Annotated in this window: 22 protein-coding genes; 11 read left to right on the top strand and 11 right to left on the bottom strand. The window is 62.4% G+C overall.

The genetic code is table 11. The annotated features are described in order from the left end of the window. The first annotated feature begins 85 nt into the window (after positions 1 to 85). A complete protein-coding gene (locus GGD40_RS32270) occupies positions 86 to 790 on the top strand; it encodes a PIG-L family deacetylase (protein ID WP_179746358.1) in 705 nt (234 codons plus the stop codon). Positions 791 to 913: 123 nt separating this feature from the next. Continuing rightward, positions 914 to 1,066, top strand: a complete 153-nt coding sequence (locus tag GGD40_RS32265; protein ID WP_167444599.1) for a hypothetical protein — start codon at positions 914 to 916, stop codon at positions 1,064 to 1,066. 71 nt (positions 1,067 to 1,137) lie between these two features. On the opposite strand, the gene GGD40_RS32260 is transcribed toward GGD40_RS32265, so the two are convergent. The 3 genes from GGD40_RS32260 to aepX are packed head-to-tail and all read right to left on the bottom strand — an operon-like array spanning position 1,138 to position 5,119. Then, a complete protein-coding gene (locus tag GGD40_RS32260; RefSeq protein WP_179746357.1) occupies positions 1,138 to 2,205 on the bottom strand; it encodes a 2-aminoethylphosphonate aminotransferase in 1,068 nt (355 codons plus the stop codon). Between the two features lie 38 nt (positions 2,206 to 2,243). Continuing rightward, positions 2,244 to 3,407 (bottom strand): phosphonopyruvate decarboxylase, encoded by a 1,164-nt coding sequence (aepY, locus tag GGD40_RS32255; RefSeq protein WP_179746356.1) that lies wholly within the window; start codon positions 3,405 to 3,407, stop codon positions 2,244 to 2,246. Beyond that, positions 3,404 to 5,119: a phosphoenolpyruvate mutase gene (gene aepX, locus GGD40_RS32250; RefSeq protein WP_179746355.1), complete on the bottom strand. Its 1,716-nt coding sequence runs from the start codon at positions 5,117 to 5,119 to the stop codon at positions 3,404 to 3,406. The genes aepY and aepX overlap by 4 nt, the downstream gene beginning before the upstream one ends. On the opposite strand from aepX, the gene GGD40_RS32245 reads away from it, so the two are divergent. From GGD40_RS32245 to GGD40_RS32230, 4 genes are all read left to right on the top strand, one after another. Beyond that, entirely contained in the window at positions 5,118 to 5,498 is a 381-nt protein-coding gene (locus tag GGD40_RS32245) for a hypothetical protein (protein WP_179710101.1), read from the top strand. The two genes, aepX and GGD40_RS32245, sit on opposite strands and share 2 nt — an antisense overlap. A 264-nt stretch (positions 5,499 to 5,762) precedes the next feature. After that, positions 5,763 to 7,304 carry a methyl-accepting chemotaxis protein gene (locus GGD40_RS32240; RefSeq protein ID WP_179710102.1) on the top strand — a complete coding sequence of 514 codons (1,542 nt, stop codon included), beginning with the start codon at positions 5,763 to 5,765 and terminating at the stop codon, positions 7,302 to 7,304. Positions 7,305 to 7,764: 460 nt separating this feature from the next. Beyond that, complete coding sequence (locus GGD40_RS32235) at positions 7,765 to 8,382, top strand: trimeric intracellular cation channel family protein (protein ID WP_179747123.1); 618 nt, start codon at positions 7,765 to 7,767, stop codon at positions 8,380 to 8,382. Positions 8,383 to 8,407: 25 nt separating this feature from the next. Continuing rightward, positions 8,408 to 10,141, top strand: a complete 1,734-nt coding sequence (locus tag GGD40_RS32230; protein ID WP_179746354.1) for a peptidoglycan D,D-transpeptidase FtsI family protein — start codon at positions 8,408 to 8,410, stop codon at positions 10,139 to 10,141. A gap of 38 nt (positions 10,142 to 10,179) precedes the next feature. Here the strand turns inward: GGD40_RS32230 and GGD40_RS32225 are convergent, their stop codons facing one another. Further along, positions 10,180 to 11,295 carry a GGDEF domain-containing protein gene (locus GGD40_RS32225; RefSeq protein ID WP_179746353.1) on the bottom strand — a complete coding sequence of 372 codons (1,116 nt, stop codon included), beginning with the start codon at positions 11,293 to 11,295 and terminating at the stop codon, positions 10,180 to 10,182. 326 nt (positions 11,296 to 11,621) lie between these two features. Between GGD40_RS32225 and GGD40_RS32220 the strand changes: the two genes are divergently transcribed. The 3 genes from GGD40_RS32220 (at position 11,622) to GGD40_RS32215 (ending at position 12,616) form a co-directional block, all read left to right on the top strand. After that, positions 11,622 to 11,879 carry a DUF2866 domain-containing protein gene (locus tag GGD40_RS32220; protein ID WP_035555897.1) on the top strand — a complete coding sequence of 86 codons (258 nt, stop codon included), beginning with the start codon at positions 11,622 to 11,624 and terminating at the stop codon, positions 11,877 to 11,879. Positions 11,880 to 11,981: 102 nt separating this feature from the next. Then, on the top strand, positions 11,982 to 12,104 hold the full coding sequence (locus GGD40_RS37130) for a hypothetical protein (protein WP_257030646.1): 123 nt from the start codon (positions 11,982 to 11,984) through the stop codon (positions 12,102 to 12,104). Positions 12,105 to 12,247: 143 nt separating this feature from the next. Then, positions 12,248 to 12,616, top strand: a complete 369-nt coding sequence (locus tag GGD40_RS32215; protein WP_035555896.1) for a hypothetical protein — start codon at positions 12,248 to 12,250, stop codon at positions 12,614 to 12,616. A gap of 65 nt (positions 12,617 to 12,681) precedes the next feature. Here GGD40_RS32215 and GGD40_RS32210 read toward each other — a convergent pair whose 3' ends face one another. Next, entirely contained in the window at positions 12,682 to 13,308 is a 627-nt protein-coding gene (locus tag GGD40_RS32210; RefSeq protein WP_179746352.1) for a LysE family translocator, read from the bottom strand. Between the two features lie 178 nt (positions 13,309 to 13,486). On the opposite strand from GGD40_RS32210, the gene GGD40_RS32205 reads away from it, so the two are divergent. After that, entirely contained in the window at positions 13,487 to 14,068 is a 582-nt protein-coding gene (locus GGD40_RS32205) for an IMPACT family protein (protein WP_179746351.1), read from the top strand. A 372-nt stretch (positions 14,069 to 14,440) separates the two neighbouring features. Further along, entirely contained in the window at positions 14,441 to 14,947 is a 507-nt protein-coding gene (locus tag GGD40_RS32200) for a hypothetical protein (protein WP_179747122.1), read from the top strand. A gap of 70 nt (positions 14,948 to 15,017) precedes the next feature. Here the strand turns inward: GGD40_RS32200 and GGD40_RS32195 are convergent, their stop codons facing one another. The 6 genes from GGD40_RS32195 to wecC are packed head-to-tail and all read right to left on the bottom strand — an operon-like array spanning position 15,018 to position 21,458. Beyond that, a complete protein-coding gene (locus tag GGD40_RS32195; RefSeq protein WP_179746350.1) occupies positions 15,018 to 15,827 on the bottom strand; it encodes a heparin lyase I family protein in 810 nt (269 codons plus the stop codon). Continuing rightward, positions 15,817 to 16,593 carry a WecB/TagA/CpsF family glycosyltransferase gene (locus GGD40_RS32190; RefSeq protein ID WP_179710117.1) on the bottom strand — a complete coding sequence of 259 codons (777 nt, stop codon included), beginning with the start codon at positions 16,591 to 16,593 and terminating at the stop codon, positions 15,817 to 15,819. Before GGD40_RS32190 ends, GGD40_RS32195 begins: the two co-directional genes overlap by 11 nt. Then, positions 16,590 to 17,636 (bottom strand): glycosyltransferase, encoded by a 1,047-nt coding sequence (locus GGD40_RS32185; RefSeq protein ID WP_179710119.1) that lies wholly within the window; start codon positions 17,634 to 17,636, stop codon positions 16,590 to 16,592. The genes GGD40_RS32190 and GGD40_RS32185 overlap by 4 nt, the downstream gene beginning before the upstream one ends. Beyond that, complete coding sequence (locus GGD40_RS32180; RefSeq protein ID WP_257030645.1) at positions 17,633 to 18,847, bottom strand: hypothetical protein; 1,215 nt, start codon at positions 18,845 to 18,847, stop codon at positions 17,633 to 17,635. Before GGD40_RS32180 ends, GGD40_RS32185 begins: the two co-directional genes overlap by 4 nt. A 47-nt stretch (positions 18,848 to 18,894) precedes the next feature. Continuing rightward, complete coding sequence (locus tag GGD40_RS32175) at positions 18,895 to 20,175, bottom strand: hypothetical protein (RefSeq protein ID WP_179746348.1); 1,281 nt, start codon at positions 20,173 to 20,175, stop codon at positions 18,895 to 18,897. 38 nt (positions 20,176 to 20,213) lie between these two features. Then, the gene (gene wecC / locus GGD40_RS32170; RefSeq protein WP_179710124.1) at positions 20,214 to 21,458 is read right to left on the bottom strand and encodes a UDP-N-acetyl-D-mannosamine dehydrogenase; all 1,245 of its coding nucleotides are present in this window, start codon (positions 21,456 to 21,458) and stop codon (positions 20,214 to 20,216) included. Positions 21,459 to 21,487 lie beyond the last annotated feature (29 nt).

Genomic DNA, 21,487 nt, shown 5'->3' with positions numbered 1-21,487 from the left:
GATGAGACGCCCCGATTTCCAAGCCGCGCCATGCCACGCCAGCGCCCCGCACCGGGCAGGCGTCCCCGAAACCACCACACGTCCCATGAGCGAAACCAGCCCACGCCTGTTCATCGTCTCGCCCCATTTCGACGACGCCGTTTTCAGTTGCGGCGAACTTCTCGCCGCCCATCCCGACACGGCGATCTGTACCGTCTTCGCCGCGCCGCCCGAGCAGGAGATGCATACCGAATGGGATGAAAAGTCGGGCTTCACGGGCGCGTATCAGGCCATCCACGCGCGCACGCTCGAAGACAACCTCGCGCTCGAAGTGCTCGACGCAATTCCGCTGCGCATGCCGTTCCGCGACGGTCAGTATCGCGACTCGCCGTCCATCAGCAAACTGGCGGCGGCGCTGGAAGAAACCATTTACCGCACCACCGCGAACACCTTGCTGATGCCGCTCGGTCTGCATCACGACGACCACGTGCGGGTTTTCGAAGCCTGCTGCGAAATCCTGCCGCGGCTATCGCATCTGGAATGGTTCGGTTACGAGGAAGCGATTCACCGGCGCACGCCCGGCGTCGTGCAGGCGCGCCTCGCCGATCTCGTGCAGCGCGGCGTGGTCGCCACACCGGCCCAGCCGAGCGCGGGCCATACGATCGACGCCCAGCGTCGCGCGCAACTCAAACGCGAAGCGGTCAATGCATATGGAAGCCAGTTGCAGGCGTTCGGCGCGGGCAATTACGACGACGTCTTCGCCGCCGAACGTTATTGGCAACTGAGCGTGGGGCGTCGTGCGAGAAAGTAAGCGGACAAGCCGTCGCGCGAACGTCTAGGCTTGAAGAAGAAGGAACAGCCGGCGCGAGGCGCGGCCGCGGTCGACCGTGAACCATTAGCCGGCCCGTACATCGCTCAACCACGAGGTGATGCCATGAGCTACGACATGCATACCAGTCCGATTCCCGATCCCAACGCCGATCCGAATCGCGACCCTGAAGCCGATCCGCTGGTGCCGCCGTCGCCCGGCCATCACCCCGAGGAGCCGCAGCGGCCCGACGGGCCGCCGGACAAAGATCCGGTGTAGAAAACGCGTGGCCGACGGCACGACCTCGCACCACCGAAACCGCCGCGCGCACCGAGCGGCGGCGGCCCGAATCAACGCATCAGTTCGGTGAAGCCCTGCAACAGACGGTCGATATCGGCGGCGTGAATATTGCCCATCGTCGAAATGCGGAACAGTTCGGCCGACAGCCCGCCTTGCCCTGCATAGATGACGAAACCGCGCGCCTTCAACGCATCGTGCAATTGCGGATACGCGATACCGTTCGGCAAGCGATACGCGCGCAGCACCACCGACGATTGGTCCGGCGGCAACACGCTGTCCACGCCGCGTTGCGCCAGACCCACCCGCGCCTGCTCGGCGAGCGCCGCATAGCGTGCGTGACGCGCGCGCCAGCCGCCTTCGTCGGCGAGTTCGCGCAGCGCTTCGACGAGCGCGTAATACGCGTGCACCGAAGGCGTGAAGGGCGTATTGCGCTGATCCTGCAAACGCGCGAGACGGCCGAGGTCCAGGTAATACGTGCGGCTCGCCGCCTGTTCGAGCGCCGCGCGCCGCACCAGCACGAACGACGCGCCCGGCACGCCATGCAGACATTTGTTCGCCGTGGCGGCGACCGCGTCGAGACTGCTGTCGGCGAAATCGATCGCTTCGGCGCCGAAGCTGCTGACGCCATCCACCAGCAAACGCAAGCCGCGTTCACGGCACAGCGCGCCAAGCGCCGTCAGATCGTTCAGGCGGCCGGTGGTCGTCTCGTGATGAATCACGGCGAGGTGCGTGAACGCCTTGTCGGCGTCGAGGCGTTCGGCGATCTTCGCGAGATCCGGTGCCTGCATCCACTCGTGTTTCAGCGACTCGTGCGCAATGCCGTACTGCGTGGCGATCTGCGAAATACGCTCGCCGTACACGCCGTTTTCCACCACCAGCAGCTTGCCGTTCTGCGGCACCAGCGCCGCGGTCATGCTTTCCACGGCAGCCGTGCCGGAACCGGTCATCAGCACCGCTTGCCATTCGCTCGCGTCGAGGCCGTACAGATCGACCAGACGCGTGCGCGCCTCTTCCTGCAAGTCGAAAAACTCGCTTTCGCGATGGCACAGATCTGTCTGCAACAGGCTGTTGCGGACACGTTCGGTGAGCGTCACCGGGCCGGGATTGAGTAGCAGCATGAGCGCTCCTTGGCTTGTACGTTGTGCGTCGTTGTTCGTTAAGCAGCGCCGATGTGGCGCATCAGGCGCGTCTTCACATCGGGCGGCGTGATGGTGGGACGCGGCAGGCCGTCGGGCGTGCCACGGCGAATCGCCAGACGCGCGAAGCGCGGACCGTCGAGCGGCGCGCCGTCGAACAGTTCCTCCAGCACGCCGACGTCGTCGCTTTCAACCGCCGACGCGTAACCGCACGCGGCAGCCACGCCCGCGAACGAGACCTGCGACGACACCGTCGCCTGGCCGCCGGTGGAATCGTGCGCGCCGTTATCGAGCAACACGTGCGTGAGATTCGCGGGACCGTAGGCGCCGAGCGTCGCGAACGCGCCCATGCGCATCAGCGCCGCGCCGTCGCCGTCGAGCGCGACCACCTGCAGGTCCGGACGCGACAGCGCGAGACCCAGCGCGAACGGCGTCACGCAGCCCATCGAACCGACCATGTAAAGCTGGTTCGCGCGGTCGTCGATCGCATAGAGTTCACGCCCGCAAAAACCGGTCGATGCGAGCACAACCGTCGACTCCAGCGGCGTGTGCGCGATCACCTTTTTCAACGCGTCGTGACGTGAAGCGAGTTCGTTCGCCGCGACGTTCTTAAATGTCGAGCGCGCCTGCACCGGCACGCGACGCTCACCCGCGCCGTTGTCCTTCAGTTCGTACGGCGCCACGCTGCCCTTCTGCATGACGAGCGCGTACGGACGACCGGTTTCGTCCATATGCGCGATCGCGCGATCCAGCGCCGGGCCGATCGCGTCGGCCTCGGTCGGGAAGGTCTCCCACGGAATTTCCATGGTCTCCAGCATCTGCGGCGTGACCGGGCCCATCAGCGCATGCTGCGGCTCGTCGGCCACACCCGGCTGACCACGCCACGTGACGATCAGCAGTTGCGGCAGACGGAACGTCCACGTCAGCGAGGTCAACGGGCTCACGGCGTTGCCGAGCCCGGAGTTCTGCATCATCGTGATGCCGCGCCGGCCGTTTTGCGCGCCGAGCGTGACGCCCGCGATCAGCGCGACCGCGTCGCCTTCATTCGCCGCCGACACGTAATGCAGCGATTCGTCCTGCAACACGTAGTTGATGAACGGCGTCAGATACGAACACGGCACGCCCGCATACCAGTCGAAGCCGCGCGCGCGCGCCGCTTCGACGAACTGTGCTGCCTCGATCATTGAGCGGCTCCGCTCGCGGCGTCCGTGGCTGCCGTGTTGGCCGCGAACGGCGCTTGCGCATGCGCGAAGTCGCCGGCACGACGGAAGTCTTCCAGGTCGTTCACACCGCGCCAGTGGCCGTGCACGTATTGCACTTCGATCGATTCACCCGCTTCGATCAGCGCGTTCAGCAGCGCGGGCATATCGAGCGACGCGAAATCCGCACGCGCCTGCAACTGGCTCAACACCGCCTGCAAACGCGGCTGACCCGCTTCGCGCACGTTCAGCAGACCGACCCAGCGGCCATGCGGCGTTTGCGATGCGATGGCCGACGACGCGTCCTGCCCGCTCGACACATGACGCAGCGTCACCTTGTTGCCGAACAGACCGCGATCGTCGCCGGCCGAGCACCACGCGAAATCGCGCACGCTGGCGTTTTCCGCATCGGTCAGCGACGAATCGACCACCACGCTGAAGGCCACTTCGCTCTCCACCAGATCGCGCAGGATATAGCTGCGGAATAGCAGGTCGCCGTACGAGATCACCGTGTCGCCCGACAGCTTGGCCGCAGCGCAGGCGAGCGACGCGAGTTCGCCGGTTTGCGCGTGCTGTTCGTTGACCACCAGCTTGATGCCGGCCGTGTCGATCGCATCGGCGCGATAACCGCCCACCACCGTAATATCGTTGACGCCCTGCTTCTTGAACGCGTCGACGAGCCAGCGCAACAGCGGCTTGCCGGCGATCGGCAGCATCACCTTAGGACGGTCTTCGGTCACGGCTTCGAGGCCCTTGCCGCGGCTCGCGGCGAGCACCACGGCAGCACCGGCCGACGCGCTCGACAGGTAGCGGTCTTCCGCTTCCGAATACTCGTCGGCGTCTTGCAGACGGAAGATTTCGTTGACGGCGGCAATGCTGTCTTCAACGTTGACGAGCGTCTCGCTCGAATGAATCTCTTTGGCGACGGCCTGCATGGCCGAGGTCGCCGCGCGAATCAGATGGTTCGCCCAGATCACCGTGCTGATGCCCGCTTCGCGGAACACTTCGGTCGGCGTGCTGTAGTACTTGGTCGGCACGATCACGAGCGGACCGCGGCCGGCCCATTCGCGCGCGAATTCGAGGATTTCGTCGGGACGCGACAGCTTGCTGTGAATCAGGATCGCGTCCGCGCCGGCTTGCCGGTACGCTTCCGCGCGGCGCAGCGCTTCGTCCATGCCCCAGCCGGCGATCAGCGCTTCGACGCGCGCCACGATCGAGAAGTTTTCGTCCGACTGCGAGTCTTTACCGGCCTTGATCTTGCCGCAGAACTCGTCCATATCGGCGAGCGGCTGCGCTTCGCCGTTAATGAAGCTATTGGTCTTCGGGAACTGCTTGTCTTCAATACACACGCCGGCAATGCCGCGTTGTTCGAGCTTGCGCACGAGACGGCGTACGTTGTTGAAGTTGCCGTAGCCGGTATCGCCGTCCAGCAGGATCGGCAGGTCGCTGGCGTCGGCCATGAATTCGAGGTTGTCGACCACCTGGGTCCAGCTCGCTTCGTTGTTGTCGCGCACGCCGAATTGCGCGGAGATCGCGAGGCCCGAGCCCCAGATCGCCTTGAAACCGGCTTCGCGAACGATGCGCGCGGACAGGCCGTTATGGGCCTCCATCATGAATTCGAGTTCGCTGCTGACAAGCATCTGGCGCAAGCGCGCGCTACGGGACGTGGGGACGAAAGCGGGTTCGCGGGCGTTCATGTTCTTTACTCCTGATGGCGGGCTTATTGGTGCTCTTTTTTGCCCGGCTGGCGACTGGAAAATGGCGACTATAGCGGAATTTTTATTAACTCGTCTTTTTGACGACGACAGCGCGCATTTCTTGCGATTAAGTGGAAAATTGTGTCGTTTTTTGCATTTTCGAGCCACGCTGTGGCATTTGCGATTTATTGGCGTTATGTGCGTTTTTGACGCAAACGCTGGCGGCCAGGCGGGGCTCGGGCGGCCGGGATGCATGTCCGGTTTTTTGCAGACAAGCGGGCAAGCGGGTCCGAATCAATGTGCTCCGCTGAATAATCGATTTGTTTTTACGGGCTTTTATTTTTCAGCCGCTTTAATTGCGCGACGTCGGCGGTATTAGCGGCAATGCGCCGCTATACAGAAAAACTCAACAAGCCGATATAAATCAAAAACAATTCGCGCACCCGGCGTATAAAAACGTCGTCGCTTCCGGCCCACTCTTTATTTGGTAAGACAAATGAAATCGCAACACAGCGGGTTTCCCCTCCCCTGCGATTCCGATCCCGACAAGCCGTAAACACAGTCAGCGACAAGCGACTCGCTGAATGCCCATCAGCGAACCCAAACCTGACCGACCACTTTGCGAAAGCAACAAGCCATTGCTATGACTCTGAACAAAAAACTGGCCTCAATGATCGCCGTTCTCTGGATCGGTCTGATTCTGATTGGCGGCTTCGGCGCCTGGCAAAACCGTGCCTCGATGATTGCGGACCGCCGCGACCAATTAACCTCGCTGATCGACCAGGCCAACCACATCGTGAACCGTTACTACACGATGGCGCAGCAACACACGATCACCGAAGACGAAGCGAAGAAGCAGGCGCTCCAGACCCTGGCGGCCATGCGCTACGGCAAGGACGGCTATATCTCCGTCAACGACTCGCAGCCCGTCATGCTGATGCATCCGATCAAGCAGGACATGGTCGGCAAGAATATGGCGGGCTTCGCCGATCCGGCCGGCAATCATCTGTTCGTCGATATCGTCAACGCGGGCAATCATGAAGGCGGCGGCTTCGTCGATTATTTGTGGGCCAAGCCGGGCAGCGATAAACCGGTAGCGAAAACGAGCTTCTCGCTTCACTTCACGCCGTGGGACTGGTATCTCGTCACCGGCATGTATATGGACGACGTGCAAAGCGCGTTCTACGCGAATCTGCTGCGCTGGCTCGTGATTACCGTGACGCTCGGCGCGATCGCCACGGCCGTCATGCTGCTGGTGTTGCGCAGCATTCGCCGCACGCTCGGCGGCGATCTCGAAGTAGCGGTCGAACATGCGCAACTGATGGCGCGCGGCAATCTCGCGACTCGCGTGCCGGTCGATTCGGACTACACCGGCAGCCTGCTGCATGCGTTGCAGACCATGCAGGCCGGCCTCGTCGATACGGTATCGCGCGTGCGTCTCGGTACTGACAACATCAATATCGGCGCGACCGAAATCGCCGCCGGCAACACAGATCTGTCGCAACGCACCGAGGAACAGGCCGCGGCGCTCGTGCAAACGGCGTCGAGCATGGACCAGATGACGGTCAACGTGAAGCAGAACGCGGACAGCGCGCAGCAAGCCGCGCAACTCGCCGGTCAGGCGGCCGACGTCGCGACGCGCGGCAGCCGTGTGGTCGACGACGTGGTTCGCACGATGGGCGAGATCACCACCAGCTCGCGGCAGATCGGCGACATCATCGGCGTGATCGACGGGATCGCGTTTCAGACCAATATTCTGGCGCTGAATGCTGCCGTGGAAGCGGCTCGGGCCGGTGAACAGGGACGTGGTTTCGCGGTGGTTGCGGCCGAAGTGCGCAGCCTCGCGCAACGCTCGGCGACGGCGGCGAAGGAGATCAAGGCATTGATCGAGACGTCGACGGGTACGGTGGAAGCCGGCGCGTCGCTGGTCGCGAACGCGGGCTCGACGATGGGCGAGATCGTGCAGTCGGTGCGCCGCGTGAACGAGATTCTCGAAGAGATCAGCAATGCGTCGCGCGAACAGAGCGCGGGCATCGAGCAGGTGAATCGTGCTGTCGGAGAGATGGATCAGGTGACGCAGCAGAACGCGGCACTGGTCGAAGAAGCGGCAGCGGCGGCGCATTCGTTGAAGGACCAGGTGGGGGTGTTGCGCGAGGCAATTTCGAGCTTCGCGTTGCCGGCTTGATGCGGCGTTCGGGACTCGCCGCAGGCTAAATCAGCGGCTTGGTGGAGCGGAAAGAAACCCGGCAAACCAACCGTAAAACGGCGGTAAAACACCCGCAAAAAAGAAGGCGCTCTACAGGCGGAGAGCGCCCCTTTAACACGCCGCGTCGGAGTCGACGCATCAATCGAACGAAACAGCCGCGCGGATTTTTCAAGGCCGCGCGGTTTTTTTTATACCCGTGCGCCTCTCTTACTCGTAGCTCGACCCACGGCACTGCGCCCAGTCGATTCAGCAAACGCTTTCCCCATCTCAAACCGCAATTAACTTAAGCCGAATTTGGCATAGCCGAATTCGGCTTAAGCGATTTTCATCCTGACGGGCCGCTTACGATAATGGCCGCTTTCAAACGCGCGCCACGCTGCGGCCCCTGCCCAAGGAGCCTGCGTCGCGCGCCGCTCCGTCAAGGCTCGCCGTCATGTTGCTGCACCTCCTCTACCTCATTGCGATCGTCGCCGAAGCCATGTCCGGCGCCCTGATGGGCATGCGCCGCGGCATGGACCGCTTCGGTCTGTGCCTGGTCGGCACCGTCACCGCGCTCGGCGGCGGCACGGTGCGCGACGTCCTGCTCGGTCACTATCCGCTTGCATGGATCTCGCATCCAGATTACGTTCTTATTACAATCGGGGCGGCGTCGGTGGCGGCGGCCTGTGCGAAATGGCTGCGCAACTGGCAATGGCTGTTCGTGACCGTCGACGCCATCGGCCTGATCGCCTTCACCGTGATCGGCTGCGACGTGGCCGCCACGCTGGACGTGAGCCCCGCGATCGTGGTGCTGGCCGGCGCGATCACCGGCGTGTGCGGCGGCATGTTGCGCGACTTGCTGTGCAACCAGATCCCGCTGGTGTTGCGTCAAGAGTTGTACGCCAGCATCGCGCTCGGCGCCGGTGCGTTGTACGTGGCGTTGCAAAGCTGCGGCATGGAACCGGGGCCGGCCTCCGTCGTGGTGCTGTTCGGCGGCTTCGCGGTGCGCATGCTGGCCGTGCGGTTCCGCTGGCAATTCAAGGTGTTCACCGCCGCCGATTCAGGCGGCGCAAGTTAATCGAGCTGTACGTTATCCGCACTCCATGACCCAGAAGAAGAAGTCGCAGTCGCACGATCCCTACGCGTCGGTCGCAAAAAACCCGTTGCTGGCCGCGCGCCTGCCGATGTGGCGCTCGAAACTCGTCATCGTGCTGATGTTTGCCGCGTTCGCGTCGCTCGCGGGCCGCGCGTTCTGGATTCAGGTGGTGAACCAGGATTTCTACGTCGATCAGGGGCAAAAACGCTATCAGCGCACCCTTGAACTCGACGCGACGCGCGGGCGGATCGTCGATCGCAACGGCTCGATGCTCGCCGTCAGTCTCGCCACCTACGAAATCTGGGCCTCGCCCAAGTTGATCGACGAAGCCGCGTTCGCGCCGCTGTCGAAGCTGCTCGATCTGCCGCCGGAGGAGTTGCGCCGGCGTCTGAGCGGCGACAAGACCTTCGTGCTGCTCAAGCGCCAGGTGGATGCCGATACCGCCGGGCATCTGTCCAAGCTGGGCCTCGCCGGCATCACGCAAATCGCGGATTCGAAGCGCTTCTACCCGGAAGGCGAATCCGCGGCACACGTGGTGGGCTTCACCGATATCGAGGACAACGGTCAGGAAGGCGTCGAGCTTGCCGCCAACGAGCAACTGCTCGGCGTGCCCGGCCAGCGCGAAGTGATTCGCGACCGGCTGGGCCGCGTCGTGTCCGAAACCCGGCCGCTGGTGCCGGCGCAAAACGGCGACACCATCCATCTGACGATCGACCGGCGCATTCAGCAGCTCGCCTATGCGCAGTTGAAGGAGGCCATCGCCAAACATCACGCCGAAGCGGGCAGCGTCGTGGTGCTCGACGCGCGCAACGGCGAGATTCTCGCGCTGGCCAACTATCCGAGTTTCGATCCCAACGACCGCGCGCGTCTGACCGGGCGGCAACTGCGCAATCGCGCGGTCGTCGATACCTTCGAGCCGGGCTCGACGATCAAGCCGGTGGTCGTCGCGTTGTCGATCGACGAAGGCAAGGTGCGGCCGCAGAGCATCATCGACACCGCGCCCGGCTGGTACAAGATCGGGCCGGCCGTGATTCACGACACGTCGAATCACGGCGCGATGACGGTTGCGGAGGCCGTGCAGAAATCGAGCAATATCGCGCTCGCCAAGCTCGCGCTGAATCTGCCGGCCGAAACGATCTGGAGCAAGTACCAGGAATACGGACTCGGTTTGCGGCCCGAACTCACGTTCCCCGGCGTGGCGTCGGGCAAGGTGCGTCCATACAAACGCTGGCGTCCGATCGAACAGGCGACCATGGCGTATGGCTATGGGCTGTCCACTTCGCTGCTGCAGCTCGCCCAGGTCTACACGGCTTACGCCGGCGACGGCACGATGCATCGCGTGAGTCTGGTGCGCGACGGCGCGGGCGCGGCGGCGCAATCCGCCGATAAGGGTCACGCGGTCACCACGCCCGCTACCGCGCGCGCGATCCGTTCAATGTTGGAAATGGCCACGGGAATGGGCGGCACGGGCCGCGCGGCGACCGTCGCGGGCTATCGGATCGGCGGCAAGACCGGCACGGCGCGCAAACAGATCGGCGCGACCTACGCGAAAAACCGCTACCGTGCGCTGTTTGTCGGCATGGCGCCGATGAGCGATCCGCGCCTGGTCGTGGCCGTGATGATCGACGATCCGGCGGGTAAATCATTTTATGGCGGGACGGTGGCCGGTCCGGTGTTCAGCGGTGTGACCGGCGGCGCAATGCAGTTGCTGGGCGTGCCGCCGGATGCGCCGGAGATTTGAGCGGGTTGGGGTTGCCTCGGTGTTGACTCGGGTTTAGCTCAATCGCCCGCTTTTACTAACGCCTCGATGCGATTGCGGCCGTTGCGTTTGGCCTGATACATCGCCCGATCGGCTTCTTCCATCATCGCGCGGCCGTACGTGATCGCCTCGGCCGGCGCCCCGCTGATCGTGCGCGCCGCCACGCCGATCGACACGGTCAGCGCAATGCGTTCGCCGTGATCGTCCTGCAACGCGAGCCGTTCGACCGCGAGCCGCACGCGCTCGGCCACGGTCAGCGCATCGGCCCGATCGCCTTGCAGCAGCGCGGCGAATTCTTCGCCGCCATAACGCGCGACGGTGTCCCCCAACCGCACCTGCTGACGCACGCAGGCCGCCACCGCCGCCAACGCGCGGTCGCCGGTCTGGTGGCCGTAGGTGTCGTTGATCCGCTTGAAACTGTCGATGTCGATAAACAGACACGCCACCGGCACACCATAACGGGCCGCACGCATGATCTCTTCGCGCAGCCGTTCGTCGAAATAGCGGCGATTGGCGAGACCCGTCAGCGAGTCGGTCATGCCGAGTTGCTTGAGCCGCTCGCGATGCGCGACATTGTCGAGACTCGCGGTCACGATGCTCGCGAAGCGCTCCAGAATATCGGTGGCCATGCCTTCGCCGAAACGCTCCGGGTCGTCGCTGCCGAGACACAGATAGCCGCTGACGGTATCGCCCGCGGCGAGCGGCAGCAGAATCGCGCTGGCCGGGGTGGCGCGGTCTTGCGTGGCGCTGTCGCCGAAGAATGCGCGGCACACGGCGTCATCCAGTTGAGCGGGCCTGCCTAGCCAGGGGCGGCCTTCATCGCACAGACCTTGCGCGGCGAGACCGCCTTCACGTGAGGTCTTCAACCCGGACTGATCGAGTGCGCGCATAGCGCCCGGCTCGAGCAATTCGAGCAGCATCGGCGCGCGGTCGTCGAGCCATAGCGTCACGCTCGCCAGCGAGAATTCCTGCGGCAGATGGCTGAACAATGTGTCGAGAAAAGACGCGAAATCCTGCGCGCCGATCAAACGCAATTCGACATTCTGGAAACGGCGCAGCGTGCGCTCGTTGTGCTGGACAGTATCGACGAGCGAGCGAAGGCGGTCGGAGAGTGGCGTTTGAGCGAGATTCGTCACGTTATCAATAAGGCGCGCCCGAAGGCGAAGCGGGGACCACAGCCCCAACCGCTGTAATAACGGCCGATTTCGCGAGGTCTTGAGGGTGAGGATAGAAACGCACGCGTTCGTGTGAGTTCGCGTGTGAGTTCGCGCGCGGTTTCCTGCAGCCTCGCATTGACTCGCGCGAGCTTTTCCACGCTCTTAAGTCTGGCTTAATTCTTTGCTGTAACTATGGCTGCACAACATCCCCTGTTGAGCCGCCAGAACATCGGCGGCGCTTTTTCTCCGGGGTGTCGGGGACGCGCCGAAAGGCAGGCAGCATACCTGCGAAGAAGGAGTCAAACATGGTTGAAGACACGGTATTCGAGCATCTGCGCGCCCTACCCGGCAACGAATGGGTTCGGCAGATTCACTCGTGCAAGGTCTCTGATCCTCTGCAGCCGCCTTGGGGACGATCGTATCGTCTCGTCGAATGGACCATGAAACACACGCCGGAATCGAGTCGCCGGGTCGTGCCCGCCGAAAGCACGCCGTTCGAGATCGCTCAGGCTGTTGTCTCACACGTGCCGGGGCGACGTTTCTGCCAGCATGGCGACGAATAAGCGCTCGCGTTTCGAATCGCATTGAATTGCGCCGCCTCATCTTCGTTTATCGAACAAGCCGGGTCTTGCAATGCTTGACAGTTACCCGCAACGCTTCTGCCTATGATGGATGCTTCCGCCGACACGTTAGATGGTTACGCCATGAACTATCCGTACGACATCCTCACCGCCGCGTGCCTGTTCATCATCGTGGTCTCGACATCGATCATGCTCGCGTTGAACTGAGTGGGTCGAAGCCGGCCGCAACGCTGCTTTTTCGCGGCGGTTAAGCGGCTGACGCGCGGCCAACGCGAGAACAACGCGCACTACGCGCCTCCGTAAAAAGACGGGATATACTGTACATATATACAGTACTTTTCGTCTGAGCAATGCGCCTTCCTCCCTTCGATCCTCCCACGCTCGCCGAGCTGCGAGCCTGGTGGCGTACGCGCGACGAACACGCCGTGCAGCGGCTCATCCTCGAAATCCAACGTCAGCGGCTCACGCTGCTGGAGCTGCGCAATCTGATCGATTGTGGCGTTCAGCAGGCGCGCGCCACGGATCGCACGCTGGTCGAACGCGGCGAACCGTTAATGACGCTACGCATCAGAATCGCGCAGGAAGTCCTGCGGGTCGGCGACATCGACGATACGCGGCAAATGAGTCGCGCCGCGCAGGAAAAGCTCGCGGTCCGCACCGAGGGGCAAATGGAATACGCGCGTGAGGGCCGCTTGAGACGGCAGCGCCGCAATATCTAGCGCAACCCGCGGCGTCATCGTCCACATTGCACGCAACGGAGCGGACGTGACACCGCTCGGTTATATCAGCGCGTTTGCGTGGCGACGCGCAGGCCGAGCGAGATAAACAGCACGCCGATAATCTTGTTCTGCCAACGGCTCAACCAGGTCAGCCGCTTGACGAGTTTGCCGAGCGGACGAATCGTCAACACAATCAGCGTCGTATAGAGCGCGCTCATGCCGACGAAAATAAGTCCGAGCGTGGTGAACTGCAAAAACGTGGAGCCGTGTTCGGGCCGCACGAATTGCGGCAGAAACGCGAGAAAGAATAGCGCGGTCTTGGGATTCAATACTTCAGCGGGAATGGCCTGAAAGAAGGCTTTCGAAGGCGACACCGGCGCGACCGTGGGTAAATGCGCATGGGTCTGCTTCTCGCGCAATGCACGAATGCCGAGATAAACGAGGTACGCGGCGCCGGCGAATTTCACTGCGTTGAAGGCGAGTGCCGAGGTCATCAGCAGCGCCGAAAGTCCGACCGACGCGGCCAGCGTATGAACGAAATCGCCGGTGGCGACACCGAGGCCGGTAAGAATGCCGGCCTTGCGGCCACCATGCACGGTACGCGTCAACACCAGCAGTACGGCCGGACCGGGGATCAGAAAGAGCCCGAGTACAACGGCAACGAAAGTCCCGAAGGTGGATAAATCGAGCATGTCGTCTCCTTGATGGCGCGCTGGGTTCAGCGTGCAAGCGCGCTTTCCGCGGAACATTGTAGACGAGTGCACTCCTGGCCTAGACTTCTGTCTTTTGCACGCCGGCGCTGAACCGCACAATGAGACCCGAGACAATCCCGAAGACAACCCCGTGTGAAGCGTCGCACCGAACCAACGCATGAGTTACACCCTCTCCTCGCCGTGCATCAAGGAACTCGAGATTCGCAAGAGCCGCTTCATCGCGTACGCGATTCCCGTCGCCGATCGGGACGCCGCGATGGCCGAATTGCGTCGTCTGCGTGACGAGCATCCGGCCGCCACGCATGTGTGCTGGGCGCTGCTGGCCGGCGGCCAGTCCGGCATGTCCGATGACGGCGAGCCGTCCGGCACCGCGGGACGGCCGATTCTCGAAGTACTGCGGCATCATGATCTGGACGGCGTTCTGGCGGCCGTCGTGCGCTATTACGGCGGCGTGAAGCTCGGCGCAGGCGGTTTGGTGCGCGCGTACACCGACGCGATCGCGTCGGCTTTGCTGGACGCGCCGCGCGTCGAACGGATCGCGCAGATCACGCTCACCGTCGAGGTGAGTTACGCCGACGAGGCGAAAGTGCGCCGCTGGATCGACAGCGAAGGCTATACGCTGACCGACACCGCCCACGCCATGCTGGTGAGAATGACGATCCGCCTGCCCGTCAACGCACTCGACAACGCGCGGCGAGCATTGGTGGATATGACGCAGGGCAAAGCCGGCTTCTTCTGAGCAACAAAACAAACAACGCAACCACTTGGCCTGCCCGCCTCGAATCCGCGCAGGGCTGAATCCGCTGTAGCAGCAGCGCTCTAATGACACGGTATCGATCGGCGAACCGCCTCGTTATGATGAACACCCTCGTGCGAACAGCAGGAATCCAGCCGTCAAGGCACGGAGAATATGGCCAGGCCTGACTCGCTGTTACCATGCTGCTCTGTACCGGATGACTTCATTTAAGAGGCAAATCTTCTGACTTCGACCGCCGCTCATTCCAGCACAGCGCCTGAGACGCCGCGACGGAGCCTGCCGTCGCCTCGTTTCCTGCGTTCGCCCCGCCGGTCCACGGTTCTCAAAGGCTGCGGCGTGATCGCGCTGCCGTTGATGCTGTCCGCCTGCTCCTGGTCCTGGTTCGGTCTGAATTGCGCGCCGCGTGCGAGTACGGCGCATCCTACCGGCTCGTTGAGCGTGGCGCCTGGCCACGATTTCGCCTACATGGCGGCGCGCAGCGGCAAGGTCTCGCCGAACCGGATAGAAAACACCGCCATGACCGGTATCGTGCTCAAGGACGATATCAATGAAGCCGTGCGCAACGGGATCGTGCGTAGCCTGCAGTTGTCCGGCTTTCATCTCGACGCCGGCAAACGTATTCTGAGCGGCAGCATCGAGAAATTCACGGTAGATGACGAACGCTCACCTGCGTCCTGGACGCTGAAAATGCGCTACGTCGTTACCGACACCGCAACCCAGAAAGTGGTGTTTTCAACCACCAAGACGGTCAGGCAAAAGTCGCCGAAATTCACCAGTAACACCATTGCGATCGAAGATACCGTGAAGCTGAGCGTCGATGCGTTGATCGGCGATCCGGGCTTTGTCAAAAGCGTGAATTGAACGGGATACGCGTCGTTTTAGCGCCCGATTCGATGCCGCTTCAACCGCTGCTGCCGCGCGTTTCCGGCGGCTATCGGCGCGAGCTTTCTGCTGGTCCGGCGCGCTTGACGTCGCCACGTTCCGCGACTTCCACGTTGCCGTAGTAAATGGTACGTTCGCTGACATCGGACGGTCGCGTTTTCCACCACCATTTGTAGATGCCGATCTTCAGATAAGCATCCTTGTCGCCCGGATAGGCGTTGGCCATGCCGACGCTGTGCATCACTCGCACGCCGTCTTTGTACAACTCCGTCAATGCGTTCGTGCCTTCGTCGTCAGGACGATAGCGCAGGAGCCAGCTCACGGCCCGGCCGATGTCGGCTGCGGGTGTACCGAATGTGACTGATTGATTCGCCTCGCCTGGGCCGCTTCTCACCTCGGCCTGGTAATGGTCGCCCGCCAGCATCAGCGCGACGGGCGGCGATCCGGTGAAGCCGCCCTGATGCAATTGCGTAATGATTTCCGGCTGCCGCGTGTCGAATCGATAACCGGCGGGGATCATGGTGGACCACCGGACTTCGTATTCTTTGCCCACCGCGAAATGCACGACCGGCGCAAAGACGATTTCCACGCGAGGCGTCCCGCTCGCGACACGAGAGAAATCTTCCGAGCGACGCATCGTCGTTTTCAGCGCAACACCGTTGAACTGTGGCATCGCGACGGTCGAAATGGAATCAGGCTCGGGGGCTTGAATCGTCAAACGAGGATCGATGCCGTCATGCCACGCGCTGCGATACAAAACCGTGTATGTGCCGCTGTCCTGCCGGTCGGGCGACGACGACGTACCGCACGCCGCCAACACAACCCCTATCCCTGCGACCCAGATCAGTCTATTTGCCATATCCACCTGCCGCACCGCGATGCAAGCGACCAAGCGTCATGGCGATACGCGCCTTGAGCAGCATCAGCGCGAAACGGTTGTTGGTGACGAAATAGCGCTTCCACATGCGGCGCGGTTCCTGCGCGACGCGATAGGCCCATTCGAGGCCGCTGCGCTGCATCCAGCGCGGCGCACGGCGCACCTTGCCGGCGACGACGTCGAACGTCCCGCCCACCCCCATCACAAAATCGACCCCAAGCTGCTCCTTCCAGCGATCGATGAACATCTCTTTTTTCGGCGACGTAATCGCAACGAACAGCAGTCGCGCGCCCGAACAACGGATCATGTCCACGACCGCGGCCTCATCGTCCCAGAAGTAGCCGTGGTGATAGCCGACGATCCGCAGCCCGGCATAGCGCGTCGAAACCGCCGCGGCCGTGCGCGTCACCACCGTATCCGTCGCGCCGAGCAGGAACACCGGCAGCGAACGTTGCGCCGACATCTGTAACAGACGCTCGAACAGATCGATACCGGCCACCCGTTCGCGCACCGGCAGCCCTAATAGCCGTGCGCCCCACACCACGCCCATGCCGTCGATATTGACGATGTCGCATGCGCGCACCGAAGCCGCCAGTTCCGCGTCCGTCTGCAGATGGACGAGCTTCGCCACATTGATCACGACGTGCTGCGTGAACTGCTGGCGTTCGATCCGCGCGCCGATCCAGTCGACGGTCTCGTTCATCGTTGCAATGTCCACGGGACAGGAGAAAAGTTCGACGCGTTTCATGACAGTTCCTGCTGCTTCGAGTGGTGAGCCGGGTGCGTGGTCGTGGCGGTCGTGGCGGAAGACAGGGGTTGCCGATCGTCGTGAACCTCGCCGAGAATCGATCGATATAGCCGGTCGATTTGCGCCGCCACGTCCGCAGAGAAATAGCCGAGTGACTTCAACCGCTGTCTTCCATTTGAGCGTTTCGCGTGTTTCAGCACATCGGTCGTGGCGCGCGCGAGCGTCCCCGCGTCGCGGCCCTCGATCACCGCGCAGTTCGATACGTCCTGAAGCAGGTGCCTGACGTCGCCCACGTCGACGGACACGATGGGTAGATTGACCGCCATGGCTTCCTTGACCGACTGCGGCGAGCCTTCTCTTTCCGAGGTCATGACGAGGCAATCGGCCTGCAGGAGTAGATCGCGTACTTCATGGCGATTGAGGCCGTCGATGTATCGCTCCTCCACGTCGCATCCAAATGACACTGGCAAGCGCGCAATGACCGCACTGAAAAGCGGATAGTCTTTCTCCATTCTTTTCGGCGATGAGGGAAAGACGACGATTTTCCGGCGAGTCGCAGCCCGGTGTTTATCGACCGGTTCCGCAAACAGCGTTTCGTTGACGGCACAGGGAATGGTCGAACAGTGTCTTGACCCACGCCTCACTTTCGCGGAAATCTCATCGCTCACGCCAATGCAAGCGTGCGCGAAGCGTGCCGCGGTGAGCGATATCGCCCTGATCCAGCCGCGCCCCATCACATCGGAACCGTGAAACGTCACAACGATTTTCGCGCGGGAGAAGAGTCTGACCAGCGGCGCCGAACAGGCGCTCAGGCCGAAGTGATAATGGACGACGTCGTACGCGTTACCCTTGACCCGGCTTACCACACGAGAAAGAGACCTCAGGTACGCGAGCCGGCCGCGCCATCCTTCGATCACCAGAACGTCGACCACATCGCCGTAGAGTGCACGCAACGCCAGGACCTGCTCGGTCACAAACACGCCCTGCGTGGGGTGGGCCGCGTTGCATCCGGTGTACATGTTCGTTACTACGAGAATCTTCATCGGCGTGTCCCGAAGTTGTTGCGTGAGCGAACCCTGCCTGAAACATGACCTTTGTCGCCGGACCGCGACAAGGCGTGCATGACGAGCAACGCCGAAAAGACATAGGACGGAGAGACAAAGGCCATTGAAAAAATGTTGTCGAAACAGAACGCCGCGACAAGGAACATCCACGGCATGTCGAGACGTTGTCCCTGGCCATAGCGCAACACGAACCCAAGCCACACGAGTGCGCCCAGCAAGCCGATTTCGACAAAGAGGTGCGGATAGAAAGTGTCGGTCGTCTTCAGAATGCTGCCGAGCCCGTACCAGTTGAAGTGATAGACGCCATAAAGCGGCGAGCCATACTTGACCGATGCGGGACCGCCGAACGACCCGAGCCCTTCCCCGAAGAAATTGCCTTTGGCCAGCGACTCGACCATCACCCGGTAAGACTCCGCCCGCGCCGAATTGCCTTCGACGATATAGAACGAGATCTTGGCCGACGCCACGTTGAACAGCGAGTCCAGATAGCCGTTGGCCATTACCCAAAACGCCACGCCTGCCACTGCGCCGGTCATCAGCCAGACACGCGGACTCACCTTCCTCGCGATCAGCGGATAAACGGCCAACGTCGCGAACATCTTGAACGAAAAGCCAAGAAGCGCGAACAGAACGAATAGCCACGACATGGCACGGGATCGCTCCGTCGGCCTGTAATGTCGGCACAGCAGGAACGCACAGAAATTGATGAAGCTGAACTCCGAAAAGAACCCCATCCAACCCTGCGCCCGCAGGAACAAACCCGAATCGATACGGATCGGCAACAGCACCGGCAGACCGGTGAGATAGGCCAGATAGAAATAGCATTGAAAGAGATCGTTGCTGAGCACGACCACGAAGAACACTGTCATCACCGTATCGATCCGATCGCGATAGGCAAACAGCGCAACCGTGATAACGATCGGAAACAGAAAGCGGAGAAACTCTTCCATTCCCGCGTCCGCGTTGAACGACCGCACGAGGCCAATCCAGAGCACGAACAGCAGCGGCGCGGCCAGCACGATCAGGCGATGGAATCGCGGCCTGAGGGAGATCGCCAGCAGCAGAAGGCCGAATGCGAAAATCTTGACGAGTTGCGCACGCTCGTTTTCGAGCGTGAGCATCGTATCGCTGATGCAGAACACGAGGTAAGCCAGCGCGACGGCCCATGCGCCGATTGAATGGAGCGTCAACGGCCGCCTTGCCGAGGCGCCGGATAAAGTCCATCGCGTGGCACTCATCACCGCGCCGGCTGCTTAATGGACGCCGTGTGCATGCCGTCGGCCTCCGTGCCGCAACGCTGCATCGCGTATTGGCGGTACACCAGGGCTGCCTTGCCGCAGACAAGCCAGTTGCGAACACCTATCACCGCAATGGCCGACACCAGCACAAGCAGAAATCCCACCTGACCACCCCACCCGATGCAAAGCGCGAACAGCACGGCGAAGGTCCCCGTGGTCGCCAGGTTGATCCTTGCCGTGTCGGCGCCTTTTTCGAACGCCATCATCACGCTGCTGCCGACCATGCCCATCATGCCGACCGCGCATTGAATCGCGAGCAGCAATCCGGCCACGATCACGGCCGTGCGTTCGCCTTCGTCGTTCAGGCGCCAAATGGTCACGCCGATGACCATCGCCACGTTGATCGTCAGCACCACGCCGTTCGACCATCCGATGCTTCGACGCATGTCACGCAGCGTGTCGTCGAACGGCCGCCCCGCCGACTTGCACTTCGCCAGCTCAGGCAACTGCGCGATTGAAATCGCGCGTGGCAGCAGCATGCCGATTGCCGTCAGCGACGCGAGTAGCGACAACATGCCCGCGAACGACGCGCCGCACATCAGCGTTGCCGCCGGCACAAGAACCAGCGAAATGCCGCCGGACAGAAAGTTCGTCAGGCCAAACTGCAGGCCTTTCATGTCGAACGCCCGCCACCATGCGCCACGCGACGGCAGACCGATTGCGACGAACATGCCGGCGGCGATGAGGCCGAGCGCCGCAGCCAACGCGCACGACGGCGGCCATCCACTCCGTTGGCCGAGATACAGCAATAAACCGGAACCCGTGATCAGCGCCAGGTCGAACAGGACCGCCGTTCGATAGCGCTTGTGCGCGACAAAGTAGTGGCGCGCGACCTGATAAGCCGTCCATCCCCACAGCAGGGACACGAAGCCCGGCACGTCGAAATGGAGCAGATCGGACAGCTCTAGCGCGCTACTCGCTAACGTCACCGCCAATGTCACCGCCAGCGTCGTCGCGACAGCCATTCCCGCGAGCGGATAGAACACGTCGACCGCTGCCTGCTCGTCGGTCGCGCCTGGCAGGCGCACCAGAATCAGCGTGGCCCAGCCGATCGCCGTGAAAAAACCGGCCATCTGCGCGACCGACATAGTCGACGCGACGTGTCCCAGTTCCGCCAGCGAGTAGATATGCTGCACGGCGAAGAACGTCACCACGCGATACAGCCCCGGCGAACCGGTGCATAAAAGCGCTTCGAACCGTTTGATCACGCGGTTACGCATGGCCCGATCCCGGCACCGACGCACGCAGGTTCTGACCTTTAACCATTCGCCAGCAATCCACGCGTATCGATCACCACCTTCGCCTGCAATCGCACCGGATCGACGCGCTTGAACGGCGCATGATCGACGAGAACCAGAATCACGTCCGCTTCGGCGAGCGCATCGTTCAGCTCGCAAAGCCGTGCCTTACCCTCCAGCACGCCCGGCAGTGTTCTGATATTCGGCTCGACCACCAGCACCTGCCCGGCAAACCGCTCCGCCAGCTCGCGCGCGATTTCCAGCGCCGGACTCTCGCGCAAGTCGTCGATATTCGCCTTGAACGCCAACCCGAGGCAGGCAATGACCGGCTCCCTGAAGCGCTTCGCCGCACGCTCGACCCGCTCGATCACGTAGCGCGGCTTGTCGTCGTTGACGTTGCGCGCGGTGCGGATCAGACGCGCCTGCTCCGGCGCCGAATCGACGATGAACCACGGGTCCACCGCAATGCAGTGCCCGCCCACACCCGGTCCCGGCTGAAGAATACTCACGCGCGGATGACGATTGGCCAGCCGGATCAACTCCCACACGTTGATGTCGAGCTTGTCGCAAATGACCGACATCTCGTTCGCGAACGCGATATTCACGTCGCGAAACGAGTTCTCGGTGAGCTTGCACATTTCGGCGGTGCGCGCGTCGGTCAGAATGCACTCACCGCGCACGAAGCACTGGTACAGATCGCGCGCCAGCTCGCCGCATTTCGGCGTCATGCCGCCGATCACGCGGTCGTTCTCGACCAGTTCGCGAAGCACGTGCCCCGGCAGCACACGCTCGGGACAGTGCGCGATCCGGATATCCGAGTTTTCGCCGGCCTGCTGCGGGAACGTCAGATCCGGACGAACCTCGGCCATCCACGCGGCCATCCGCTCAGTCGCGCCGACCGGCGAGGTCGACTCGAGCACCACCAGATCGCCCTTCTTCAGTACCGGCGCAATCGCCCGGCTCGCGGCTTCGATATAGCTGAGGTCGGGTTTATGACCGTCGGCGAAGGGCGTCGGCACCGCGACCAGAAATGCATCGGCCGGCTCCGGCGTCGAGGTCGCGCGCAAATAGCCTTGCGTCACCGCCGCGTGCACCAGCATGTCCAACTCGGGCTCCACGATGTGAATCTCGCCGAGGTTGATCGTGTCGACCGCGTGCTGATTCACGTCCACGCCGATCACCTGCTTTCTGCGTGCCGCGAAAACCGCCGCGGTCGGCAAGCCGATATAGCCCAGGCCGATCACTGAGATGACTTCGAAACTCATTGCTCTTCTCTTCCTTCTATTGTTTGGCT

This window comes from Paraburkholderia bryophila (assembly GCF_013409255.1).
Lineage (GTDB): Bacteria > Pseudomonadota > Gammaproteobacteria > Burkholderiales > Burkholderiaceae > Paraburkholderia.
Note: the sequence above shows the minus strand (reverse complement) of the source record. Positions and strands in the feature narration are given on the sequence as shown.

What these genes read in the sequence shown, in the direction of transcription:
- GGD40_RS32270 (WP_179746358.1), top strand. Translation starts at nt 86, where the DNA reads ATGAGCGAAACCAGCCCACGCCTGTTCATCGTCTCGCCCCATTTCGAC.
- GGD40_RS32265 (WP_167444599.1), top strand. Translation starts at nt 914, where the DNA reads ATGAGCTACGACATGCATACCAGTCCGATTCCCGATCCCAACGCCGAT.
- GGD40_RS32260 (WP_179746357.1), bottom strand. Translation starts at nt 2,205, where the DNA reads ATGCTGCTACTCAATCCCGGCCCGGTGACGCTCACCGAACGTGTCCGC.
- aepY (WP_179746356.1), bottom strand. Translation starts at nt 3,407, where the DNA reads ATGATCGAGGCAGCACAGTTCGTCGAAGCGGCGCGCGCGCGCGGCTTC.
- GGD40_RS32245 (WP_179710101.1), top strand. Translation starts at nt 5,118, where the DNA reads ATGTTCTTTACTCCTGATGGCGGGCTTATTGGTGCTCTTTTTTGCCCG.
- aepX (WP_179746355.1), bottom strand. Translation starts at nt 5,119, where the DNA reads ATGAACGCCCGCGAACCCGCTTTCGTCCCCACGTCCCGTAGCGCGCGC.
- GGD40_RS32240 (WP_179710102.1), top strand. Translation starts at nt 5,763, where the DNA reads ATGACTCTGAACAAAAAACTGGCCTCAATGATCGCCGTTCTCTGGATC.
- GGD40_RS32230 (WP_179746354.1), top strand. Translation starts at nt 8,408, where the DNA reads ATGACCCAGAAGAAGAAGTCGCAGTCGCACGATCCCTACGCGTCGGTC.
- GGD40_RS32220 (WP_035555897.1), top strand. Translation starts at nt 11,622, where the DNA reads ATGGTTGAAGACACGGTATTCGAGCATCTGCGCGCCCTACCCGGCAAC.
- GGD40_RS37130 (WP_257030646.1), top strand. Translation starts at nt 11,982, where the DNA reads ATGATGGATGCTTCCGCCGACACGTTAGATGGTTACGCCATGAACTAT.
- GGD40_RS32215 (WP_035555896.1), top strand. Translation starts at nt 12,248, where the DNA reads ATGCGCCTTCCTCCCTTCGATCCTCCCACGCTCGCCGAGCTGCGAGCC.
- GGD40_RS32210 (WP_179746352.1), bottom strand. Translation starts at nt 13,308, where the DNA reads ATGCTCGATTTATCCACCTTCGGGACTTTCGTTGCCGTTGTACTCGGG.
- GGD40_RS32205 (WP_179746351.1), top strand. Translation starts at nt 13,487, where the DNA reads ATGAGTTACACCCTCTCCTCGCCGTGCATCAAGGAACTCGAGATTCGC.
- GGD40_RS32200 (WP_179747122.1), top strand. Translation starts at nt 14,441, where the DNA reads ATGCTGTCCGCCTGCTCCTGGTCCTGGTTCGGTCTGAATTGCGCGCCG.
- GGD40_RS32195 (WP_179746350.1), bottom strand. Translation starts at nt 15,827, where the DNA reads ATGGCAAATAGACTGATCTGGGTCGCAGGGATAGGGGTTGTGTTGGCG.
- GGD40_RS32190 (WP_179710117.1), bottom strand. Translation starts at nt 16,593, where the DNA reads ATGAAACGCGTCGAACTTTTCTCCTGTCCCGTGGACATTGCAACGATG.
- GGD40_RS32185 (WP_179710119.1), bottom strand. Translation starts at nt 17,636, where the DNA reads ATGAAGATTCTCGTAGTAACGAACATGTACACCGGATGCAACGCGGCC.
- GGD40_RS32175 (WP_179746348.1), bottom strand. Translation starts at nt 20,175, where the DNA reads ATGCGTAACCGCGTGATCAAACGGTTCGAAGCGCTTTTATGCACCGGT.
- wecC (WP_179710124.1), bottom strand. Translation starts at nt 21,458, where the DNA reads ATGAGTTTCGAAGTCATCTCAGTGATCGGCCTGGGCTATATCGGCTTG.